The following is a 20,331-nucleotide window of genomic DNA, read 5'->3' as shown; positions in this document are numbered from 1 at the left end:
AGCGCTCGCATGCTGAGATGCAAAAATACGTCCAGCAGGCGGTCCGGGCTGGCGCAATGGTGGTCCTCTGCACCAAAGGCACCAGCGCCGCCAAAACAAAAGGTGTCCCGAAGGGCTCGATGAAGATCGTCATCGACGACGAGCAGTACAAGCCGCCTCACGCCAAGGCGCTGCTGAAAGTGGACCAACATGGCAAATGTGCCTTTTGCGAGGCGCGCTTCATGAGCACCGCAGGCGGGGATGTCGAGCACTTTCGGCCGAAAAAACGCCACGACGGTTTCGTCCCAGTGGGCGCCCAGGCACTCGATAACCTCGGCTATTTTCAATACGTTTACGACTGGAGCAACCACTTGTGGTCATGCAAGGAGTGCAACGAGACCTACAAGAAGAACTACTTCGACGTGATACCGGACAACCTGACGGTTCCGCCGCCGAACCTGGACGACTTCGACACCGAAGACGAGTTCTGGGAAGCCATCGACGAATGGGGGCGTTTCACCCCACCGCAACACGACGCGTGGAATAACCCGAGCAAGGTGGAAAAACCGGTATTGATCAACCCTGTCACCGAAAATCCGCGCGAACACATCAGCTTCGATTCAGAGACAGGGAAAGCCCTGCCCGCGCCGCTCAATGATCTGAACCAACAAATGCAGCCCACGAGTGACAGAGGTGGCAAGAACATTCTTGTGCTCGGCCTGAACCGCAAGGAGCTTGTGTTCGCCCGCGTGCGGCACCTGGGGATGTTGCGGGGCGTGTTTCTGGAGATGACCCGCAGCCTCGACCTGACGATCGAGTTTCTGAAATGGCAGCGTGGAGAAGAGTGGTTCAAGACCCTGACGGTGCCGACATTACGCTACCAGGTGAAGTACCCCGACGCTTGCCCCGTGTCGGAGAATCAAACCCGCTCGGCCATCGAGTTCTTGTACTACTCGACGACACCCCAGGCGCCGTTCTCGGCCTTGGCGATGGATGCCTTTGCCTGCTGGAGCCTGGAGCTGGCCAGGCACGTGATGCAGTCGCGCGAACACATTACTCAACTGCAAGCCGCACAAAGCGGGAATGCCCCACCCACCCGCAGCGTCCACGAACTTCCCCGACTCGGCCTGCATGCTGTCATCCTGGCTACCTATCAGGCGGACATGAAGGCGCTGCAAGCGTTGCGCAACACCCTTGATACGTATGCCCCGCTATGGGATGACGGCTTTGAGCAAACACACATCGAATACGTCTGTCGGGACCGCCTGGCAAAGGTCATGGCCCTACACGCCAAATTTTACCAGGACCAAAAAGGCTACCCCCGTTACGACCCGGCTTTTGTCACGGCGTTTCTGAACCACGAACGCGATGTCCATGATGTCTGGAATGCACTGGAAACCTACGAGTGCAACAAGGACACATGGAGCAGCGCGATAGACGCGATAAACAAAAACCTGACGGAATACGGGCCGGATCTCGCAGAAGACCTCACCGCCCATTGCAACCAGATCGTCGCCAGACTCCAGTTAGCGACGCAAGCGTTCACTCGGAATCCAAACGTGAGGCAGACAGCGCCCTGGTGCAGCGAAGTGGTCAAGATCGAGCAAGATGGTGAGTTGCTTACCGCCGAACTTGACCGTCGGTGCCAGGCCTGTGCGAACGAAAACATGAGCAATAGCACCAGTAGCATGCGCGTCACACTGACGGAAATTGCCGAGGCCATCGGCACTTTGAAAATGGGCAATATTCCCGAAAACGTGTTGCCATTTCCATTGCCAGCCCCACCGAAACCCTGGATCACACCGAAAGCCACCGGGCTGCGCAAGCGCGCCGGCATGCCCCAGAACCTGGACGCCGCGTGGCAGCATATCCGCCAGCGCTCCAGTTCATGAGCCTTTCCAGCGCTCCACCGCATGCCGGTCCAGCTTCGGAAACGTCACCTGACAGTTGCCCGGATCGAGGCCATCCACCCTCGCCCGGCCAAGCTCGTCAAGCACACCGCTGTGCTGGGTCCCGTTGGGCAGTGCAATGACGTAGGACTCCCCTGCAACGGGTTGCCCCTGCATATCCAACAACTCGATCTCCACGAATGTCAGCGCTACCGGCTCGGCTCGATTGGCAGATTCGGATGAGGCTTTTACTACCGGCAGACGCTTGCGAGTTGCGGCGGACACCGGCGCAACAACCTCTTCTACAGCGCCTGAGGCCGGTGCGCGAACGTGCATCGGTCGCAGGTATGGATAAACGTAAGCACACAGCTCCCCGCTCCATAGCTTGCTGGCTACCTGGCGGCGAACTTCATGATCGTCCAGCAGATGGACCAGAGACTCCAAGGCAGATAACAGCACGCGTAAACGGTGTATCTCATCGCTCCCGGCAAAGTGTCGGCAAATAAAGCTGTCTGCCTGCCACGGCTCACGCAACTCGATCCTGCTCGCCCCGCTCCTCTCTCCCAGCATGGACGGGGCGTCAGCAAGGCTGGATCGCGGGCCCAACTCGATGCGATCGGCGCCATCAAAAAAACATATCCGCATGGGCTGCCAGTCCTGGGCAGGAGGATGAAGAGGCAGTGTAGATGATCTAGACACCCTGGCTCAGCAGCCATCGGCCGAAAGCAGCCTGTCGACAAGCGTGCAGGCATTTTTCAGGCACAAAAAACCACTCATCCAAGTGGTTTTTTTCTGAATCCTGAAGCGAGAAACGAGACTCGTATCTGGTGTCCGACTCGTTGAAATATAAGGGGTCTACTTTATTTCCTGCACGGCAGGACGGGCTTCGGTCACCTTCAGCCAATTGCCGCTCCAGGAACCGAGGAAGTTGCATGTATGCTCACCGACGCGGCGGAATGTACCATGCACGCCGCACAGACTGGCAAAGGTCAGATCAAATATCCGCCAAACCCCAGATACATTTTTAACAATTCCTTGCCCATACGCATATTCAACTTACGCAACGCCGGCTGCTTCTGCCCACTGCTTGCCTTAAGGCTGCGCATGTACTTTTTGGCGATCTGACGCACCGACGTCCCTACCTGACAACAGCGCAACACTTCACGTGCTTTCGGCGACGGCAGGCCTGAAATTGGATATTTGAGCAATATTAGATTTCGTTAGGGCGAGCGAGACCGCAGCGGAGTTTGTATCTTACAACAACAACTGACAACGAAAACCGTCATTCGCGAGCTCGCCGCTTAGCGACAATTACGCACTGCCATTTCGTTTAACGCCACACTTGATCTACCACTTCAACTTAAGTAATCTGAGGAAAGGATAAGCATCAGGTACGCACGCATGGAACTTGCAACTGCCATACCGGTTTTCAGGATTTCCTCAGAACGACTCGCTCGAGAGCATTACATTGATTGCCTGGGTTTCACAATAGACTGGATCTATCAACAGAGAAACCATCCTGTATATTTGCAAATCCGCAAAGACAAACTAGTTCTACATCTCACCGAGCATGAAGGTGATGCAGAGCCAGGCGCAGTAGTAATGGTTCATGCATCAGGCATTGATCAGTTTTATCTTGAACTGCGTACCCGGTTACCCGCTGGAAAACTTGTATTTGTAAGTCATACCGAAGCATCGACCACACTGCAAATAGCCGATCCTTTTGGCAATCAACTTAGACTGACGGAAAACAAGTTAAGCTAAAAAAAAACGCTGCTAGAAATAGCAGCGCTTTTTTTGCATTCAAATTTTTCTAGATATAAATAATGTGCGCTTGTTATGAACCGTAGCCAACGGATATGTAACCTGCAGCACATTGAGAATTTTGCTCACCCTCTCTATATGGGTTTGTATCCAGGAGTATCCTTCTATGCATTCAAAAATCAAGATTCCATTTTCGCCACAGAACTCACATGCTTTATCGAATAGATCTATAAAAGATTGATTGTCAGCCTGTGAATAACCAAATCCGATACCCGCCCATACGACGCAGGCGAAACTTTCCTCGGGAAACCTGACTGTACGAACATCGCCAACGGTAAAGCTAGTATGTTCAATATGGGAATAACTCTTTTGAGCTTCTAATATCGCATGCGCTGAGATATCGATTCCGTGGTATGCCCTGTGGCGATTCAGAGAAGCTCTTAACCCTCCGGTGTAGCAACCGATGTCAAGTATTCGGTCGCAGTTGTGCTCTTCGATAATTCCGGAAATTACAGAGTATCTGGCAGTCAAAGCGGTAGTGGACAGATATGCATAGGCGCCTTTTAAAAATGCTTCGTCCTGCCTTGCCGGATTAGCCGTCATTGACTCGCGCTCATCGTCTGACAACAGAGTTTTCTCTAAAGCGGACATTACCTTCTCCTTGGTCTCAAGCATAAAAAATTCAGACGTTTACGTCACTTGCCTTCCCTCTGTACTGGGCACGGGGGACGCGCTCAACTGGGCACCGGAAAATTGAGCAATGAGGGTACCCGCCAATATCAAGATGCATCCTAAAATCTCCCTGGCGCCAAGCGTTTCTCCGAGAATTGCCCATGCTGCGACTGCGGCGATCACAGACTCCGTGCTAAGAATGATCGCGCTATGTGCCGCCTTGATATGTCTTTGAGCCAGAATCTGCAGGGTAAAACCCACCGCGACAGACATCACGCTTCCATATAGCAACGGAATGTAGGCGTCTCGAACCATCTGGCCGGATATAGGCTCTACAACAAGTGCAAGCATCAACGACATTAGCAAGCACGTACCTGACTGGATTATCGCAAGCTTAATCGGCGGCAAGCTGTGGCAGAACGAAGAAAGAGCTATCACTTGTAACGCCCAAAAAAGCGAACTCAGCAATGTAAGCAGGTCGCCGGGATTAACCTGTAATGCACCATGAACACTAAGCAAATACAGACCAATTACCGCCAAAATTACACCGACCCAAAGTCCTGCGCCATGGCGCTGTCCAGCAAACAAGCAAAGTAGAGGTACGAGCGCGACGTAGAGACCAGTGATAAATCCAGTATTCGCTACTGACGCATAGATTAATGCCACCTGCTGAAGATTTATACCACCAAAAAGGATGACACCTACAGCAACCCCTTTCATCCAATCCTTTGAAGTGAGCTTGACGGTATCTTTCTCAAAATACAGCAAAGGTAGTATTAAAATTGTTCCGACAGTAAAGCGTATTGCTGTAAACCAAAAAGGCCCAATCGAATCCATACCAATTTTTTGAGGAACAAACGCACACCCCCAAATAATCGCAGCCCCCATGAGCAGAACGTTTGACGTAATTGTTTTGCTTTTCATAGTACCCACGTGACAAGGCGCGCTGCACACTTCCAACATGAGCAGCCATAGGAGTCACTGGAGTTATCACTAGTGCAGCCATTACTAGCAGCGCATAGTCAACATCCAGATTCATGCGACCCGTGAAGGATGAATACACATCAGACAGCTATCACCCACCCCTATCCCTTGACGCGCCATGCCTATGAAGCCCAGTAAATATTGGGTTCAAATCAACCATCCTTGGGACTTACGTCCTCATTCATAAAGGTATATGAACGACAATCACAGCCTAGGCTGCTAAAAGAGCCTGACTCCTCATTGGATCCAATTTTTAACCTTTATTTTTCATGAGCACAAGCTTTTTTTTCTATCAAAAATGGCAATAGATCAATTCGATGATAATGATGCTAAACGGAATGGAGCATCATATGTAACCGTTTGGTGACAGCTTCAAGAATAGTGTATGAAGCCATGGGATAGGCTCGAATTTCTTTATAATAAAAACCAAGGACTCTACCTCGTTAGGATATAAGGGGATTGTTACCCCGCCGCCGACCGCAGGCACGTGCTCTTGATAGGTTTCGAACAAACTCATTTCATTATCTGTGCTTGTAAAGGCGCCGCTCCGCCCAGCCTAAACTTATTTTTCCGCCTCATCGAACCGGACTGACCGGATCTAGCTGCACCTGCTAACACCGCCCGAGGCCACAGTACTGCCAATATGATTGTGCACACCACCCTGACGCGAGGGAAACACGGTTGCATACGTCGATGCCCAGATTAAAACTCTGGCCCACTCCGCCATACCCATCAGATGAAGAATGTACTCAGTATTTTGCACAACGCGGGAGCGCCGCTGCCATCGGCTCCAAAACGAATACCAATAACTGAGATTTATGACTTCGAAATTGCCTGGAGACCACGGTGCCATGGGAGCATTGGTCCGCAGTTTCTTGGGCAACGACGCGCCGCGTGCTCACCACGGCTCGGTCTACATCAGCTAGCTACGAGCCGCCGATCGATCACGCGCGCGTCCCCAAGACAGCATCACTGCCGATAGCATTGCGCGTCCCAATGCTCACTCATTCCGGCCGACCATGACGCCGCCAGCCAAAAGCTCACACTGATGACGCAAGCAACAATCCTCGCCAGCCACATACTTTTCAATGACGTTCTCTCGACGAGGAAGGCTGCTACACGATATCGCCATCATCCTGAGCAGGCGGACGCTCGGGCGCTGAGGACGATGCTGGGACCTGCGTAACTGCGAGCGGCTGCATGGGCACGCTCTGACCATGAACGGCTTGGCTTTGAGAGGTGGCCGCGGTGCGTCGCCTCAGGGCTCCCATGCTTTTGTCCCAGGCCGATTGGGAGGTGGTGCCAATGGCGCTAGCAACGCTAATGACGCCATCTCCTGCCGCTTGGGCTGCACTTTTTGTGTGGTTGGTCGCTGAAACAGCTGTCTCCTTGGCAAATCTGGCGCCGGTGAGCGATGTCTTGACTGCAAGCTCACCGCCCTTGACCGCCACCCTGCCAGCTGCATCTGCGCTCCCTTCTACTGCTTTTGGTACATGGGCATCGACAGCTGCGACGGCTTTTTTCGGCAATGATCCACCTAGCGAGGCGCCAGCTGCCCACAGCCCGAAAGCCAGGGTACCCAATACGTTTTTTACAGCCTCCGAGGCTGCGGTAGCCGCCATTTTTCCCAGCTCCTTCGACTTGGCCAGGTTAGCGGTGGCGGTAGTACCCGCGCCCATCGCAGAAAACCCGCCAATCAGAAGACCATTTCCTAAAACACTGACCGGGTCAGCTATCTCTTTCAAGGCTTCGCCGCTGATGACCGCATTCAGAGCCGTGGCCGCGCCTTCACCAAGCCGCGCGGAGACCATCTTGACCAGGGCAGTGGCATCGAGATCCTTCAAAGTCCTGAAGTCATCCAGCCATTCGGTATCTTGATCGATAGGCTTATGAGCCTGCCCTTCCGGTACAGCATCTCGACGACCATAGAGCATTGCAGGGTCAGCTAAATGGTTAGTGCGATCGCGGCTCACCTGGTAGTGCTCGATTGCCATACCCACGATGATAGCCGTGACCGGTCGTAGGGCAGGCTGCAGGACGGCATCCAGGTGCTCTTTGCCAGCAGCCGTCATGGCAAGCGTTGACGCGTACATTGCAGTATTACGTACGGCAAACCCGGTAAGCCACTTGTTGGCTTCGTCGAAAGCATTACGCAATGGACCTTTGTCCAACTCCAGCAGCTTTTCCGCCACGGATGCTTGAAGCGCCGGGTGCAGCGTATTGCTCTCGGGTTTAAGGTAATAACCAGGCTTGAAGCCCGCAATCATCTTGTTACCGCCAGCATCCGCCATACCGGCATACAAGCATGCCATAGCGTTCTCGATGGCCGCTTCGCGTACGGTATTGGCATGCAGGCCCGCTACCTGGAGGATTGACGGCTTGAAATTACCTGCCTCGGTCAGCGCCGCAAAGGGCGTCCCCCCCATCCCTGACTTTATTGACGCAAACAATCTGTCGGCTCTGGCTGCGTTTTTTTCCGCCTTTTCCATGTCATGGACGTTATAGCCCCCTGCCTCCAACCGTTGAGCACGGTCATCGCGAATGGCGTTCAGCTCCGCGTTGCGGGCGCTTGAAGCAGGGGCAGCGGGTTGATCGGAGCCAGCTTCTGTTTCAAGGTGAGCCTCAAAATGATTTTGAAGCCGCATGCTCATCGCTAACCCGATAGAGCCGAGGTCAGGAGAGTGAGAGGCCTGTTGCGTCGCTTCCTGCTGTATCTCATCAGGCACACGAGTCAGCTCGCGGCTTGCACGTACATTGGGCGTATCCATGGCATGTCCCCTTAGTGATCGGCAGATGGAAGAATGCAAATGAAGCCGGTATGAGCGGCGACATCCTTACACCTGAGTGACCGTGCCGAGAGAAGCGTTCCAACGGATGTAATAAAAATGAAAACTAAGCGGCTTCCGAATAACACGCGCACTCGCCGTACGTACCAAAATGACCCTGGAATACTTCTGAAATATCCTGTTACGACATCTTGAAGCAATTCACTGGTTGGAAAGCCGACTAGCCCAACGCCTGACATGTTCCTGTCAGCCTCCGGTCACTCTGACGTCAGATCCCTCCCCTTAAAGTCCCCCCAAGGACACATCGCTTTAGCTGGACCTCTTGCCATCAGCCGGAAGGAGAAACGCAATGAGCCATCCTGATGCGCACGTCAGTGCTCTTGATCCATTCACTTGGCAATCGACGCTCGACAGCAATCTGGACAGAAGAGGCCTGTTGCTCCGTCTGTTCGCCGAACAGCGACTCATGGCCGCGCAGGTGCGAGCCTGCAAGCTGGATCACAGGGACTATCTGCTTTCGCTGATTGATCCGGCATCGACGGTGAACGACGACACTCGGCACTCATCAAGCATCGATGGCCATCGAATGCGGAGCGTCATCACCGAAGCGGCAAAGAAAGCTCATTGGGGCAAGCCCCCAAGACATGGTCGGACGCAAGGCATCGCTGCCCACTATGACGCGCAGACCTGCATGGCGGTCGTTCTCGATATCGAGGTGAGCGACGAAGGCCGCTTGATCATTCATGACGCGGTCGTTGTCGCGGACTTGGGTTTCTTGAAAAATCCTGGTCGCGTGCGCTCGCAGCTCGAAGGCGCTTGCCTGATAGGGATAGCGTTTGTGACATCCTGCGATTTTGATCCAACCCTCGGCGATACCCGGCCTGACCCTGCCTATCGCACCCGTTGGCCACTCGTCTCATGGCTACCAGAACAGATCGCGGTGCACCTGATCAATCCCACCGGGGCTCCCGAAGCCGAACAGCCCAGCCAGACCAGTTACGCACCTGTTGCCCGGGCCTTGTGCAATGCGATTTCGAGCAACGCACGGATGTAACGGCCGGCCCGCCATCGCGAAACGAGCGCGCCGGCGATATTGCGGGAGCTATGGCTGGCTGGGAACCGCGATCAAATGTCAGGCGCCCTACTCAGCCGCCGCCAACACCTCACGAAGGACATTGGATTGCCACCGAAAATAAGGGTTGTAGGTCAGCCGCGCATGGATTTTCCCTGGCTCGCTGTAGCCCCAATCCGAATACCAGACCTCTTCGCCCGCCTCGCACCGGGCCACTTCGTCGGCGTTGCGACTGTTGCGGCAGAACCGCAAGGAGCCTGAGCGACCGTAGAGCGGGTTCGTTGGCGAAAACAGGATGCCCATGTGGGAGAATTGGCTGATTCGTTCATCGACGATGCGGTCGGTACGCGCCAGGATGCGCGGGTCAGAGGCCGCCCCGCTGCTTCCGGCCGGCTCCGCCTGGCCATACCAGATCAACCGGCTGGCGGCATGGGTAAATCGGTGTTTGAACAGCTCCCGCACGTAGCGCACGTCGACCACTGAGTCCTGTTCGGTCAGGACAATGACGACGGGACGGTCAAAGTCTTCGTGTTCGATGAGCCGGCGAACCGCGACGCTGCTGCGGTAGAACTGGGCGAAGCCGTTGGTGGGGACGTTGTGGTAGCGCACCGCCGATTGTTGTGGCTGGAAATTATCGGGGGCCAGTATCCAGGTTTTGAAATGCGCCAGCCAAGGCGTGGCCCAGTCGTAGGATTCACTCGATCGAAAGGCCGGGGAAAACAGCAAGAGGCCCCTGATGCTCGGATCTTTGACGGAGTAAGCCAGCGCCAGATTGGCGCCAGTTGAGAAACCGCCCAGGTAGACGTCTGGAAATTCCTTGTGCAGCAGCGCGACTTGCTCTTCGACCAACTGCTGCCATTGTTCCAGTTGCACATCGATCAAGTCAGCCGGCTGGGTGCCGTGCCCCGGCAACAACGCAACGCGCACCACGAAGCCTTGTGCAGCGAGGTCCTGGGCGATGTCGACGAACGACCAAGGTGAATCCCCCAGACCATGCAGCAAGAGAATGGCTTTGCTGGAGGGCGCATCGGGGCGCACTTCGTAGGGCGCGTTCCAGGCCAGTTCGTCGCTGCGGTTGGCGGTCTGGAACACCCGCCGCGCCTCGATCCATGCCCGTGACGCCTGCGTGTAATCTTGAAACGTCGCAGGCTCCGTCCGGGCGTCGGTCGCGCTGGGTTGCCGGGCACACCCTGCCATCAGCGCCAGGCACGCCACGGTGGCGGCGACGCCCAACATGAGCGGACACCACGACGGAAAAACATTGCTGATCTTTGCTGAAACCTTCAACGGTCACTCCCCGCTTCGCTGCCCAAACCGTTCGCCTCGTCACGTTCATCACCGGGCGAGAGAACGCCATGGTCGCCATCGGCAAAACGCAGTACCCGGCCCGACTCATCCGCCAGCAGGACCGAGCCATCATCAAGACGCGGGACGTTGGTCAACGTCACCGGCTGCAGGTGTCGAGACGCTTCCAGGTCTCGCCGCGATCCCGGGACTCGAAGGCCTTGCCACGCAGTCCGAACGCCAAGATCGAATGGTTGTCGGTCGCTGCAAGACCGAAGATCGTTCCTATAGACGCTTACAAACGATCTATATGGAACTCATGGATAAGTAGGCTTTATTCATGAGTAAGCGGTGTACTTACAAGGCAGCGTCAGCAAAATCGAATCCAATGGGCGCTCCGGGCAGTGCTGCGAGGACTACTTCGGTTTCAAATCGAAGCGTTGACTCTCATCGAGGTCTCATTCACGACCTGCCGAATCCTGTCCATTAATGCCAGCGCCGCTGGCGATTGAAGTGCCTCGGCCCTGGAGATCAGACCGATCGGTCGCGTCGTGTGGTCAAGGGCAAGCGGCAGACGTACCAAATCACCGCTGGCCATTTCATGTTCCAACTGATGAGCCGAAACGGCGGCGAGCATGTCTGAGCGCAACAACACCCCTCGCAGGATTGCCAGATCGGCCGTTTCGATCACAGGGCTGGGGGCGGCGATGCCGACGTGGATGAAAAATGCGTCCAGCAGCTGTCGTGCCGGAGAGCCTGCACGAGGCAGGATCCAGCGGGCGGCGCTCAAGTCGTCATAGCCAAGAGATCGCGTCAGCCAGGGGTGGTCACGGCGTACCAGAATTACCATTTCTTCTTGCAGCAAGGCCTCGCTATGCAAGTCACTGGCGTAGGCCGACGGGCGTAGAGCACCCAGGATGAAATCCACATCCCCCGCGCGCAACTCCCCGGCCAACAGATCGAACGGGCTTTCGTTGGTCACGATCCGTATATGGGGGTGCTCCGAAGTCAGGCGCACCACGGCTTCAGGCAATATTCCCGTGCGTCCAAGCGGCAATGCCCCCACGTGCACGGCGCCTTGAAGGGAACCACCCAGCGCGGCGATGTCAGCGTCGATATGACGAAGTTCGTTCAGTGCTCGACGCACCCGCAACAACATCGCCTGGCATGGACGGGTCGGCAGCAAACCATGGGGTGTGCGTTCAAACAGGTTGCAACCGCTACCTTGCTCAAGGACTTTGATGGCGGCACTGATTGCCGGCTGCGATACCCCATGGATGCTCGCGGTAGTTTGCATATGGTGCGTCTTGCAAAGCGTCACGAAGACTTCCAGACGGCGCGTCTGGTACAGGTAAAGCGGTTCAGGGGTATGTCCCGGCATCTGCCCCAGCAAAGGCACAACAGCCTGCAACTCCTCCACGGTACGACGAGCGCGGGGAAGCATGCCTTCACCATAGTCGGTCAGACGCATACCGTTGACGTTACGCTCGAACAGCACGACTCCAAGACGTTTCTCTAAGGCCAGGATGGAGCGCGTCACGACAGGTTGAGCACGAAAAAGCACGGTAGACGCCTTGGATACACTGCCGTAGTCGACGATATGAAGGAACGCCCGAACCTGCATGAGATTGGGAAGTTCGAGACTGTTCATGAGCACCTATAGGGTTTCAGAGAAGTGGTTGCACAGCATGAAGAACTCGCCTCGATAAGTAAAACGCATGCCTCTTACAACCGAACGCATTATTCATCGCCGCAACCAAGTGCGAATGTGGCCCTACCTAATAGCCGTAAGAAGAGCCCTTCAATGACTCCTACAACAAAAACCGCACTGGTCGTCAGCGCCCATTCCGCCGATTTCGTCTGGCGTGCCGGCGGTGCCATCGCATTACATGCAAGCCAGGGTTATGCCGTTCACATCGTATGCCTGTCCTACGGAGAACGAGGTGAATCGGCCAAGCTTTGGCGCAAAGGCGAGATGTCCGAAGACAAGGTCAAATCCGCCCGTCGCAGCGAGGCCGAAGCAGCGGCACAGATCCTGGGCGCCACGGTGGAATTCTTCGACATCGGCGATTACCCGATGCGGGCCGATAAAGAGACGCTATTCCGTCTGGCTGACGTGTTCCGCCGAGTGCAACCAGCATTTGTCCTCAGCCATTCGATCAAAGACCCTTACAACTACGACCATCCGCTGGCGATGAACCTGACCCAGGAGGCACGCATCATCGCCCAGGCAGAGGGTTACAAGCCCGGCGAAAAAATTGTCGGGGCCCCACCGGTCTACAGTTTCGAACCGCACCAACCGGAACAGTGCGAATGGCGCCCGGATGTGCTGCTGGATATCACTGAGGTCTGGGACAAGAAATATGCCGCCATCCAGTGCATGGCCGGTCAAGAGCATCTCTGGGAGTACTACACCCGTGTCGCCCTGCAGCGGGGCGTACAAGCCAAACGCAATGTCGGCATCACCTCCACCCGAAACATCGAGTACGCCGAGGGCTACCAGAGCATCTTCCCACGTGTAACGGAGAATCTGGCATGAGCGCGCTGATCGGAAAAACCGGCATCGTCGTACGCAACATTCCCCGTGCCGACAGCACGTTAATTGATGAACTGGATCGCTTCGGCGTCGCCACCGTGCATGAGGCCCAGGGCCGTAAAGGCTTGTTGGACTCTGCCATTCGCCCGATCCAGCAAAACCAGAGCACCACGGGAACGGCGGTGACCGTGTTGGTCGCACCCGGCGATAACTGGATGTTCCACGTCGCGGTCGAACAATGCCAACCCGACGACATCCTGGTGGTCGCTACATCGTCGCCCTGTACCGACGGCTACTTCGGCGACTTGCTCGCCACGTCGTTGATGGCCCGAGGGGTACGTGGCCTGATCATCGATGCCGGAGTGCGGGATACTCGAACCCTCAGAGAGATGGGTTTCAAGGTATGGTCACGGGCGATTCATGCCCAAGGCACCGTCAAGGAAACGCTAGGTTCGGTGAACGTACCAATCATCTGCGCCGGCCAGTGGGTGGAGCCCGGTGACGTTGTGGTCGCGGACGACGATGGCGTGGTGATTGTCCGTCGGGAAGAGCTGCCAACGGTCCTTGAAACCAGTCGCAAGCGCGCCAGGCTCGAAGAGGAAAAACGCCTGCGCATGGCAGCCGGTGAATTAGGCCTGGATATCTACAACATGCGGCAGAAACTCGCCGATCGTGGGCTGACCTATTACGACAGCCTCAGCGATCTGCAAGGATGACCCGTATGAGCCAGACTCGTATTCCCTGCTTGATGATGCGCGGCGGCACATCCAAGGGCGCGTACTTTCTTGCCCACGACCTCCCCGCCGAAGGGCCGCTGCGTGACCAGGTATTGTTAGCCGTGATGGGATCACCCGATACCAGACAAATAGACGGTATCGGCGGCGCGAACTCGTTGACCAGCAAGGTCGCGATCATTCGCCGCTCAGAGCGTCCTGACGCCGATGTCGATTACCTGTTTGCCCAGGTGCTGGTGGAACAGGCCCAGGTCGATTACGGCCAGAATTGCGGAAATATCCTGGCAGGGGTTGGACCGTTCGCCATCGAACGTGGCCTGGTGAGCGTCCAGGGCCCCGTTACGTCGGTACGGATTTTCATGGAGAACACCGGTCAGATCGCCATCGCCCATGTCCCCACCCCGGACGGTGCGGTCAGTTACGCAGGAGAAGCTCGCATCGACGGCGTTCCCGGCACCGGCGCCCCGCAGATTATCGAATTCGAGGATGTTGCCGGCTCAAGCTGCGGTGCACTGCTGCCGACCGGCAACCCCGCAGATCGTTTCGACGGCATTGATGTGACCTGCATCGATAACGGCATGCCGGTTATTTTGATTCGAGCCACCGATGTCGGTCGTAGCGGCTACGAAAGTGCCGAACAGTTGGACGCCGACAGCGAGCTCAAAGCCAGGCTCGAATCCATCCGCCTGCAGGCGGGCCCATTGATGAATCTGGGGGATGTCAGTCAGCGCAGCGTACCGAAAGTATCCTTGATTGCCGCCCCTCGTGATGGCGGCGCGATTTGCAGTCGCACCTTCATCCCCCATCGTTGCCACGCCTCGATCGGGGTGTTCGGTGCGGTGAGCGTAGCCTCCGCGTGCCTGGTTCCAGACTCGGTTGCCAGCTCAGTCGCCCAGGCGACGCAGACCAACGATCGCGTGCAGGTGTCTGTAGAACATCCGACAGGAGAGTTCACCGTGCAACTGCGCATTCACAACGGTCAACTGGCAGGTTGCGGCCTGCTGCGTACCGCCCGGTTGTTGTTCGACGGTGATGTACTGATTCCCCGCAGTCTCTGGCAGAACGAGGTAAAACGATGAAACCGACCATCGTGACGCTGATCGGCTTCGGCGAAGCCGGCAGTATTTTGGCCCAGGACCTCGCGGCGGCCGGCGTGACGGTATTCGCCTATGATCGCCTACAAGAAAACCCTCGTACTCGCGCCGCTCTGCACGACAAGGCCCGGCGCAGCGGCGTAACGCTATGCGACAGTTGCGCCGAAGCCATTGCCCTCGCCCACTGGGTCATCTCGGCAGTCACCGCCGACGCTGCGCTGGATGTCGCCCAAGCGGCGGCAGCGTTGATGAGGCCTGATCAATTGTTCATCGACATCAATTCCGTAGCTCCGTCCACCAAACGGGTTGCGCTCGCATCCATGCAGCTACGCGGTGTCGGCTACATCGATGCTGCCGTTATGGCACCGGTGCCACCTCAACGGTTGAAAACCCCCATCCTATTGGGCGGAATAGCTGCTGTGATGCTGGCAGAGCGGCTCACTGAACTAGGCATGAACGTTCGCCCGGTGTCTGAAGAAGTGGGTGTCGCATCGGCAATCAAAATGTGCCGCAGCATCATGATCAAGGGCCTGGAGGCACTGACAACCGAGTGCCTGAGCACCGCACGACAGTATCAGGCTGAACGCGAGGTGCTCGCCTCATTGCATCAGAGCTTCCCGCAGATGGGCTGGGACGGCGCTCTGCCACACTACTTGATCAGCCGCGTGGCGGAACATGGCCTGCGTCGATCCGAAGAAATGAAAGAAGTGGCAAAAACCTCGAGCGACATGGGGGTGGTGCCGAACATGAGCCAAGCGATCGTCAACGCCCAGCGTGGCCTCGTGGACGCTATGGTGGATGCCGACGTAGATTACCCAAGCTTGGAGCCATTCGACTGGCTGCGCTTGATCGATACCCTCTACGGTCGTCCGCTCACTCGCGAAAGCCTTCTGGAGAAAAAGCAGTAACATAGGGTTTTTCGTCGAGATCGGCCCCATGGACCTAAAACAGCTCGAATGTTTCGTACGAGTCGCGGAGTTCGGAAGCTTTACTAAAGCCGCTGCGGTATTGAACATTTCCCAGTCAGTGGTCAGCCGCCAGGTTCGGCAACTTGAGGTCGAACTCCAGGAACACCTCTTGCTGCGCAATGGCCGTGGCGTGCTGCTAACGGCTTCCGGCCAACGGTTGTTCGACCACGGAAAAGGCATCCTTCGCCAGGTACAAGTAGCTCGCGAAGAGCTGCGCGAACAACGTGACACTTTATCAGGCAAAGTAGTGATCGGGCTTCCTCCCAGTATTTCCCGGCGCCACACTGTGGCGTTGGTCTCGGCGTTCCGCGAACGATTTCCGGGTTGCTCGCTAGGGATCAAGGAGGGATTGAGTCACTCGATGCGCGAGTGGCTTTTGCTCGGCCGCCTGGACTTCGCGCTGTTGTTCAACCCAGCCCATAGCGCACAGTTACATTACGAACACATCCACTCAGAGCCCTTGATGTTGATCGGGGCCAGCGGTTCAGACTTGCCTGAAATAGTTGCCATGGGCGATTTGGGGCACTACCCGTTGATCATTCCCAGCGAACCTCATTCGCTGCGTCGACTGGTCGAAACGCAGGCCTCACGCCATGAGGTCACACTGGATGTCTGCCTGGAAATCGACAGCATTCCTTCACTACTAAAGCTGATCAAACTCGGCATGGGCTACGGCGTATTGTTCCGCTCTGCCCTCGCCGAGAGCGACGTGCTTCCCGACGGCTTGAAAGCGGCGCAGATCGTGGAACCATCCATTCCTACCCACCTGTTTATTGCGACCTCGGAGCAGCGGCCGTTGACGCGTCTGGCTGAGAAGACATTGGCCATGGTCCGTGAAATCTGCATACCGTGAAGATACGCATGCAAAAACTGCATAGCTGCTAGAACTCAGACTCTGTTGTTCGACACGTTTGCAACGACGACCATCAGTCATCGCTTTCAAACGTAGAACAATAAGGACACCCAATGAAAAGTTGCCTGGCTCCGGACCCCAACCCCACCAAACCTGTTCAAACATTGCCAACAGGTGCCTGGGACGCGCACTGCCATGTGTTCGGCCCCGCCGCGCAGTTCCCTTATGCCGCCGACCGCAGTTACACCCCGCCTGACGCGCCCTATGAACAGTTGCGAGCCCTGCATGACCACCTGGGGTTCAGCCGCGCCGTGATCGTCCAGGCCAGCTGTCACGGCAGTGACAACCGCGCGATGCTCGATGCCATTGCCCGTAGTGAAGGACGTTATCGTGGCGTGGCTATTGTCGACGGCAGCGAAACCGACGCCCAACTTGCCGAAATGGACGCTGGCGGCGTACGTGGGGTGCGTTTCAATTTTGTCGCGCACCTGGGCGGCGCACCCGACCTGGAGGTGTTTGATCGCACGGTGGAACGACTCGCCCCGCTTGGCTGGCATGTGGTGTTGCACCTGGACGCTCAGGACATTCTGACTTACGCCGAGCGCCTGGAACGCATTCCCGTGCCGTTCATCATCGATCACATGGGCCGCGTCAAGGCTCAAGACGGGATCGAACAATCGTCTTTTCTGGCCTTGCTCGATCTCATGGAAAATCCATTGGCCTGGGTCAAAGTCTGTGGCGCTGAACGGGTGTCGATCGGTCGCCGGCCCTTCGATGACGCAATCCCGTTCGCCGAGCGACTGATCCAGGCAGCCCCGGATCGAGTGCTCTGGGGAACCGATTGGCCGCACCCGAACATCAGCAAGGACATGCCTAACGACGGCGGCCTGGTGGATTTGATGTTCCGCTTCTGCACCGACCCGGTATTGCGCCAAAAGCTATTGGTAGACAACCCGCTGAAATTGTACGGACGCTGACAGCAGGACCCTTTGCCACACCTCCAACAATAAGATGGCAGCGAGTAAACCTTATGAGCCCTATCCCTGTGCCCGCGCAGGTCGAAACACCGACCAGCACTCACGTAAAAACCAAACAACCCTTTTACCGTGCGATGTATTTCCAGGTCCTGCTGGGAATCATCGCCGGTGTGCTGGTCGGTCACTTCTGGCCTGATTTCGCCGCCGACCTCAAACCGTTGGGCGATGCGTTCATCAAACTGATCAAAATGATCATCGGCCCCGTCGTTTTCTGTACGGTGGTGACCGGTATCGCTGGCATGCGTGATCTGAAAAAGGTCGGCCGTGTCGGCGGCAAGGCATTGTTGTACTTCGAAGTCATTTCAACGGTCTCACTGCTGATCGGGTTGATCGGTGGCCACTTGTTCAACCCCGGCGGCGGCTTCAACGTTGACGTCAACACGCTCGATGCCAAGGCCGTCACCGGCTTTGCGGAAAAAGCCCAGCATTTGCACATGGTCGATTTCCTCATGGGCATCATCCCTACTACCTTCTCCCAGGCCTTCACCGAGGGCAACGTGCTCTGCATCCTGCTGGTTTCGGTGTTGTTCGGTTGCGCGTTGTCAGCCATGGGAGAGAAAGGCAAACCGGTGTACGACATCGTCGAGGGCTTGTCGGGGGTGTTTTTCCGCATCGTCCACATCATCGCCAAACTGTCAGCCGTGGGTGCATTTGGTGCCATCGCGTTCACTGTCGGCACCTACGGTGTCCAGTCGCTGCTGCCACTGCTCAAACTGATTGGCAGCTTCTATTTGCTCTGCATATTTTTCATCATCGTTGTCCTTGGCAGCGTCGCCCGGTTGTGTGGTTTCAGCATTCTGCGTTTCCTTGGCTACATCAAAGAGGAACTGTTGGTGGTGCTGGGTACCAGCTCTTCAGAGGTGGTGATGCCGCAAATCATGGACAAAATGGAACGCCTGGGCTGCTCCAAGCCCGTCGTGGGCCTGGTGATTCCGACCGGATATTCCTTCAACCTGGATGGCACCAACATCTACCTGACGATGGCCGTGCTGTTCATTGCCCAGGCGTTGAACATTGACTTGAGCCTGTCGCAACAGTTGACCCTGGTGATCGTGGCGATGCTGACATCCAAGGGCGCCAGTGGCGTGTCAGGCGCCGCGTTCGTCATGCTGACCAGCACCTTGATGGTGATACCGGTCGTGCCCGTCGCCGGTATGGTGCTGATTCTGGGCATCCATCGCTTCATGGGCACAGGGCTGGCCATGACCAACCTCGTGGGCAACGGTGTAGCGACCTTGGTGGTTTCCGCCTGGGAAAAAGAGCTGGACCGCAAAAAGCTGGCTCAAGAGCTGGGCTGCAAGGCTTAACACCTCCCCCCTCACAACTTTCCGTCGCGTTTCTGTTCGGTCCAGTACCGAACAGCGACCCGTCGTGTCAGGAATATAATAAAAATGAACCGTAACCTCTCTATTGCATTGTTCGTACCCGGTGTTTGCTGGAGCATTTCCACGCTTGCCCAAGGCTTTATTGAAGACAGCAAGGCAACCTTGGAAGCACGCAACTTCTACTACAACGGCGACTTCCGGGATGGCGTCGGCGTGTCCAAGCGGGATGAATGGGCACAAGGTTTTTTGCTTAACTACGCGTCCGGCTTTACACAGGGCACTGTAGGATTCGGCATCGATGCCTTGGGATACGCTGGTTTTCAATTGGATTCCAGCCCAGACCGTACCGGTAGCGGCCTGTTACCACGACGCGCCTCCGGTGAAGCCGCTGACGAGTACTCAAAGGGTGGAGTGGCGGCCAAGGTCAGGTTCTCGAAAACAACCATGAACTACGGCATTGCATTGCCCAAAGTTCCGGTGCTGCAATTCAATGGCAGTCGCCTGTTTCCCCAGACGTTCCAAGGCACCCAACTCAGCTCCAGCGAGATCGAACACCTGACCGTCAATTTCGCGCAGCTCGATAAAACCGTCACGCCGGACTCTACCGATAAACGTGATATCGGTATTGCGGCCAAAGATGGGCGTTACAAGGCAACAGGTGTCGGAGACCGTTTCCGTTATGGGGGTGGCAGCTATGAACTCACGCCGACACTCACGGGAAGTTATTACTACGGTGAGTTGGACGACGTGTATCGCCAGCAATTCCTCGGACTGGTTCACACCACGCGTCTTGGAAAAGGCAAAGTGACCACCGATGTACGTGCGTTCTCCAGCCGCGATATCGGCGCCGCAAAAGCGGGTGAAGTCGATAACCGGGCCTATTCCGCCGCGGTGGGCTACAACCTCGACAGCGGCCACAGCGTAATGGCCACCTACCAAGTCATGAAGGGCGCGACCGGTTTCCCTTACATCAACAACCCCTACTTGCCCAACTACGTGCAATACCACGACTTCGGTAGCGCCGGTGAGCGCAGTTGGCAAATGCGCTACGGCTACAACTTCGCGGCAATGGGTATTCCTGGCCTGACCTTTTTCACCGCTTACATCCGCGGGACAGGCTTGGATAAAACAGGCGCCGAAAAGGAATGGGAGCGCGACATCGATGTGACCTACGCTTTTCAAGACGTCCTGAAAGGCCTCTCCGTCCGCTGGCGTAACGCAACCTACCGCAGCGATGATGGTCGTGACATTGATGAAAATCGGTTGATCGCCAGTTACGCATTTTCTTTGTTTTAAATAACGATCGAGTAGGAGGCGGGGTTGCCCCCGCCGTCCTCTCACACCACCGTACGTA

19 protein-coding genes are annotated in these 20,331 nt (G+C 56.2%); 11 read left to right on the top strand and 8 right to left on the bottom strand.

What is annotated here, in order from left to right:
* The first annotated feature begins 17 nt into the window (after window positions 1–17).
* Window positions 18–1,871: an HNH endonuclease family protein gene (locus AD659_RS12920; RefSeq protein WP_231987717.1), complete on the top strand. Its 1,854-nt coding sequence runs from the start codon at window positions 18–20 to the stop codon at window positions 1,869–1,871.
* Here the strand turns inward: AD659_RS12920 and AD659_RS12915 are convergent.
* Complete coding sequence (locus tag AD659_RS12915; protein WP_053121751.1) at window positions 1,866–2,513, bottom strand: carboxypeptidase-like regulatory domain-containing protein; 648 nt, start codon at window positions 2,511–2,513, stop codon at window positions 1,866–1,868. The two genes, AD659_RS12920 and AD659_RS12915, sit on opposite strands and share 6 nt — an antisense overlap.
* Before the next feature lie 344 nt (window positions 2,514–2,857).
* Entirely contained in the window at window positions 2,858–3,076 is a 219-nt protein-coding gene (locus tag AD659_RS29780; protein WP_162277306.1) for a LuxR C-terminal-related transcriptional regulator, read from the bottom strand.
* A gap of 193 nt (window positions 3,077–3,269) precedes the next feature.
* Between AD659_RS29780 and AD659_RS29250 the strand changes: the two genes are divergently transcribed.
* Window positions 3,270–3,632, top strand: coding sequence for a glyoxalase superfamily protein (locus AD659_RS29250; protein ID WP_082341907.1), 363 nt, complete (start codon window positions 3,270–3,272; stop codon window positions 3,630–3,632).
* 39 nt (window positions 3,633–3,671) lie between these two features.
* On the opposite strand, the gene AD659_RS12905 is transcribed toward AD659_RS29250, so the two are convergent.
* The 3 genes from AD659_RS12905 to AD659_RS12895 form a co-directional block, all read right to left on the bottom strand.
* A complete protein-coding gene (locus AD659_RS12905; protein WP_053121746.1) occupies window positions 3,672–4,283 on the bottom strand; it encodes a class I SAM-dependent methyltransferase in 612 nt (203 codons plus the stop codon).
* 39 nt (window positions 4,284–4,322) lie between these two features.
* Entirely contained in the window at window positions 4,323–5,228 is a 906-nt protein-coding gene (locus tag AD659_RS12900; protein ID WP_053121744.1) for a DMT family transporter, read from the bottom strand.
* A 1,175-nt stretch (window positions 5,229–6,403) separates the two neighbouring features.
* Window positions 6,404–8,056: a RopAA-2 gene (locus AD659_RS12895; protein ID WP_053121742.1), complete on the bottom strand. Its 1,653-nt coding sequence runs from the start codon at window positions 8,054–8,056 to the stop codon at window positions 6,404–6,406.
* 367 nt (window positions 8,057–8,423) lie between these two features.
* On the opposite strand from AD659_RS12895, the gene AD659_RS12890 reads away from it, so the two are divergent.
* Entirely contained in the window at window positions 8,424–9,128 is a 705-nt protein-coding gene (locus tag AD659_RS12890; RefSeq protein WP_053121740.1) for a hypothetical protein, read from the top strand.
* Window positions 9,129–9,215: 87 nt separating this feature from the next.
* Here AD659_RS12890 and AD659_RS12885 read toward each other — a convergent pair whose 3' ends face one another.
* From AD659_RS12885 to AD659_RS12880, 3 genes are all read right to left on the bottom strand, one after another.
* Window positions 9,216–10,382, bottom strand: a complete 1,167-nt coding sequence (locus AD659_RS12885; protein ID WP_053121738.1) for an alpha/beta hydrolase — start codon at window positions 10,380–10,382, stop codon at window positions 9,216–9,218.
* 47 nt (window positions 10,383–10,429) lie between these two features.
* On the bottom strand, window positions 10,430–10,594 hold the full coding sequence (locus tag AD659_RS30220; RefSeq protein ID WP_248842654.1) for a hypothetical protein: 165 nt from the start codon (window positions 10,592–10,594) through the stop codon (window positions 10,430–10,432).
* A 263-nt stretch (window positions 10,595–10,857) separates the two neighbouring features.
* Window positions 10,858–12,081 (bottom strand): LysR family transcriptional regulator, encoded by a 1,224-nt coding sequence (locus AD659_RS12880; RefSeq protein ID WP_053121736.1) that lies wholly within the window; start codon window positions 12,079–12,081, stop codon window positions 10,858–10,860.
* A 153-nt stretch (window positions 12,082–12,234) separates the two neighbouring features.
* Between AD659_RS12880 and galB the strand changes: the two genes are divergently transcribed.
* The 8 genes from galB (at window position 12,235) to AD659_RS12840 (ending at window position 20,273) form a co-directional block, all read left to right on the top strand.
* Window positions 12,235–12,969: a 4-oxalmesaconate hydratase gene (gene galB / locus AD659_RS12875; RefSeq protein ID WP_053121734.1), complete on the top strand. Its 735-nt coding sequence runs from the start codon at window positions 12,235–12,237 to the stop codon at window positions 12,967–12,969.
* Window positions 12,966–13,682: a 4-carboxy-4-hydroxy-2-oxoadipate aldolase/oxaloacetate decarboxylase gene (locus AD659_RS12870; protein ID WP_014338902.1), complete on the top strand. Its 717-nt coding sequence runs from the start codon at window positions 12,966–12,968 to the stop codon at window positions 13,680–13,682. Before galB ends, AD659_RS12870 begins: the two co-directional genes overlap by 4 nt.
* Before the next feature lie 5 nt (window positions 13,683–13,687).
* Window positions 13,688–14,779: a 4-oxalomesaconate tautomerase gene (locus AD659_RS12865; RefSeq protein ID WP_053121732.1), complete on the top strand. Its 1,092-nt coding sequence runs from the start codon at window positions 13,688–13,690 to the stop codon at window positions 14,777–14,779.
* A complete protein-coding gene (locus AD659_RS12860; RefSeq protein ID WP_053121730.1) occupies window positions 14,776–15,702 on the top strand; it encodes an NAD(P)-dependent oxidoreductase in 927 nt (308 codons plus the stop codon). The genes AD659_RS12865 and AD659_RS12860 overlap by 4 nt, the downstream gene beginning before the upstream one ends.
* A gap of 28 nt (window positions 15,703–15,730) precedes the next feature.
* Window positions 15,731–16,615 (top strand): LysR family transcriptional regulator, encoded by an 885-nt coding sequence (locus AD659_RS12855; RefSeq protein ID WP_053121728.1) that lies wholly within the window; start codon window positions 15,731–15,733, stop codon window positions 16,613–16,615.
* A 113-nt stretch (window positions 16,616–16,728) separates the two neighbouring features.
* Window positions 16,729–17,592, top strand: a complete 864-nt coding sequence (locus AD659_RS12850; RefSeq protein ID WP_014338898.1) for an amidohydrolase family protein — start codon at window positions 16,729–16,731, stop codon at window positions 17,590–17,592.
* A gap of 53 nt (window positions 17,593–17,645) precedes the next feature.
* Complete coding sequence (locus tag AD659_RS12845; protein ID WP_044059285.1) at window positions 17,646–18,959, top strand: dicarboxylate/amino acid:cation symporter; 1,314 nt, start codon at window positions 17,646–17,648, stop codon at window positions 18,957–18,959.
* An 84-nt stretch (window positions 18,960–19,043) separates the two neighbouring features.
* Window positions 19,044–20,273: an OprD family porin gene (locus tag AD659_RS12840; RefSeq protein ID WP_053121726.1), complete on the top strand. Its 1,230-nt coding sequence runs from the start codon at window positions 19,044–19,046 to the stop codon at window positions 20,271–20,273.
* Window positions 20,274–20,331 lie beyond the last annotated feature (58 nt).

It is taken from the genome of Pseudomonas thivervalensis, assembly GCF_001269655.1.
In the GTDB taxonomy this organism is placed as follows: domain Bacteria; phylum Pseudomonadota; class Gammaproteobacteria; order Pseudomonadales; family Pseudomonadaceae; genus Aquipseudomonas; species Aquipseudomonas thivervalensis.
Note: the sequence above shows the minus strand (reverse complement) of the source record. Positions and strands in the feature narration are given on the sequence as shown.

What these genes read in the sequence shown, in the direction of transcription:
- AD659_RS12900 (WP_053121744.1), bottom strand. Translation starts at nt 5,228, where the DNA reads ATGAAAAGCAAAACAATTACGTCAAACGTTCTGCTCATGGGGGCTGCG.
- AD659_RS12855 (WP_053121728.1), top strand. Translation starts at nt 15,731, where the DNA reads ATGGACCTAAAACAGCTCGAATGTTTCGTACGAGTCGCGGAGTTCGGA.
- AD659_RS29250 (WP_082341907.1), top strand. Translation starts at nt 3,270, where the DNA reads ATGGAACTTGCAACTGCCATACCGGTTTTCAGGATTTCCTCAGAACGA.
- AD659_RS12885 (WP_053121738.1), bottom strand. Translation starts at nt 10,382, where the DNA reads ATGTTGGGCGTCGCCGCCACCGTGGCGTGCCTGGCGCTGATGGCAGGG.
- AD659_RS12870 (WP_014338902.1), top strand. Translation starts at nt 12,966, where the DNA reads ATGAGCGCGCTGATCGGAAAAACCGGCATCGTCGTACGCAACATTCCC.
- AD659_RS12880 (WP_053121736.1), bottom strand. Translation starts at nt 12,081, where the DNA reads ATGAACAGTCTCGAACTTCCCAATCTCATGCAGGTTCGGGCGTTCCTT.
- AD659_RS12840 (WP_053121726.1), top strand. Translation starts at nt 19,044, where the DNA reads ATGAACCGTAACCTCTCTATTGCATTGTTCGTACCCGGTGTTTGCTGG.
- AD659_RS12865 (WP_053121732.1), top strand. Translation starts at nt 13,688, where the DNA reads ATGAGCCAGACTCGTATTCCCTGCTTGATGATGCGCGGCGGCACATCC.
- AD659_RS12915 (WP_053121751.1), bottom strand. Translation starts at nt 2,513, where the DNA reads ATGCGGATATGTTTTTTTGATGGCGCCGATCGCATCGAGTTGGGCCCG.
- AD659_RS12905 (WP_053121746.1), bottom strand. Translation starts at nt 4,283, where the DNA reads ATGTCCGCTTTAGAGAAAACTCTGTTGTCAGACGATGAGCGCGAGTCA.
- AD659_RS12850 (WP_014338898.1), top strand. Translation starts at nt 16,729, where the DNA reads ATGAAAAGTTGCCTGGCTCCGGACCCCAACCCCACCAAACCTGTTCAA.
- AD659_RS12890 (WP_053121740.1), top strand. Translation starts at nt 8,424, where the DNA reads ATGAGCCATCCTGATGCGCACGTCAGTGCTCTTGATCCATTCACTTGG.
- AD659_RS12860 (WP_053121730.1), top strand. Translation starts at nt 14,776, where the DNA reads ATGAAACCGACCATCGTGACGCTGATCGGCTTCGGCGAAGCCGGCAGT.
- AD659_RS12845 (WP_044059285.1), top strand. Translation starts at nt 17,646, where the DNA reads ATGAGCCCTATCCCTGTGCCCGCGCAGGTCGAAACACCGACCAGCACT.
- galB (WP_053121734.1), top strand. Translation starts at nt 12,235, where the DNA reads ATGACTCCTACAACAAAAACCGCACTGGTCGTCAGCGCCCATTCCGCC.
- AD659_RS12920 (WP_231987717.1), top strand. Translation starts at nt 18, where the DNA reads ATGCAAAAATACGTCCAGCAGGCGGTCCGGGCTGGCGCAATGGTGGTC.
- AD659_RS12895 (WP_053121742.1), bottom strand. Translation starts at nt 8,056, where the DNA reads ATGGATACGCCCAATGTACGTGCAAGCCGCGAGCTGACTCGTGTGCCT.